Origin of the sequence: Streptomyces swartbergensis, assembly GCF_002148965.1 — a bacterium.
Classification (GTDB): domain Bacteria; phylum Actinomycetota; class Actinomycetes; order Streptomycetales; family Streptomycetaceae; genus Streptomyces; species Streptomyces swartbergensis.
Genome location: NZ_NGFN01000780.1, coordinates 1 through 873 on the forward strand (window position 1 = coordinate 1; position 873 = coordinate 873).

The following is an 873-nucleotide window of genomic DNA, read 5'->3' on the forward strand; positions in this document are numbered from 1 at the left end:
ATCACGTCGAGCGTGGACTCGACCGAGCTGAGCTGGGTGTTCAGGTGCTTGATCCACCGTCCCTTCGGTTGGAGAGCCGCGTGCGGAGCGACGACCCCGGTGATGAAGCGGCGGATCTCGGTGAGCTTCTCCCGGATGACCGCGACCTCGTATGCCTGGAGCTCGGCGGGGTCGGTGCAGAACTGGTAGCCGTCCTTCCTGGTCCAGATCAGGGGAGGCCAGCCGCGTTCGGCGATGATGTCCCGCAGGCAGGCCAGGCCCGCGCGGGCCTGGTGGGGTGACAGCTCACTGGATCTGACCAGCTGGTTGAAGGCCAGACCGGCCGGCCGGGCCTCGAAGAGCACGAACCGGACGGTGTCGGCGTGCCGCTGGGAGGCGGCCGATCTCCGCTCGGAGGCGCGCGGCATCGCCTACTCGCTTCGCAGAAGCCGGGCCAGTTCGTCGTCGACGTCGACCTTCCCGGTGTCGACGGCCGTCTCGATCCAGTCCAGCGTCGCCCGAACCCGGGCGACGTTCTCGTGCACGATCACGCGTTCGTCGTCGCCAAGCTGGCGGTCGCGCATGCCCGGGACGACCCGGCCGGCAGCCGCGACGAACGCGTGGCAGGCGGTGACCAGGTCCAGGAACTCCACTGAGCGGTCGATGCTGCGGATGGCCGGCGCGACGGGGCTGTTCTCGTCGAAGTCCTCGCGGGCCTGACGGCCGCGCTCGACCTGGGCGTGGTTGACCTGATGGCGGGCGGTGTCGTCCGACATGGCGCGGAACGCGATGTCCGGGCGCCGCAGCAGACCGGTGGTCACCTCCGCGGCGACGTGGTCGTCCCTGGTCAGCTCCTCGACAACCCGGACCTTGTCCTCCGGCTTGACCTGGGAG

General features: G+C 69.8%; 2 protein-coding genes. Both read right to left on the bottom strand.

All coding sequences use genetic code 11. From position 1 onward, the window contains the following. Positions 1-407 (bottom strand): RacP protein (locus CA983_RS44285; protein WP_086606168.1); only part of this gene is annotated, 407 nt, incomplete at its 3' end. A 3-nt stretch (positions 408-410) separates the two neighbouring features. Continuing rightward, a partial coding sequence (locus CA983_RS44290) for a DUF6192 family protein (protein ID WP_244207373.1) occupies positions 411-873 on the bottom strand: 463 nt, incomplete at its 5' end.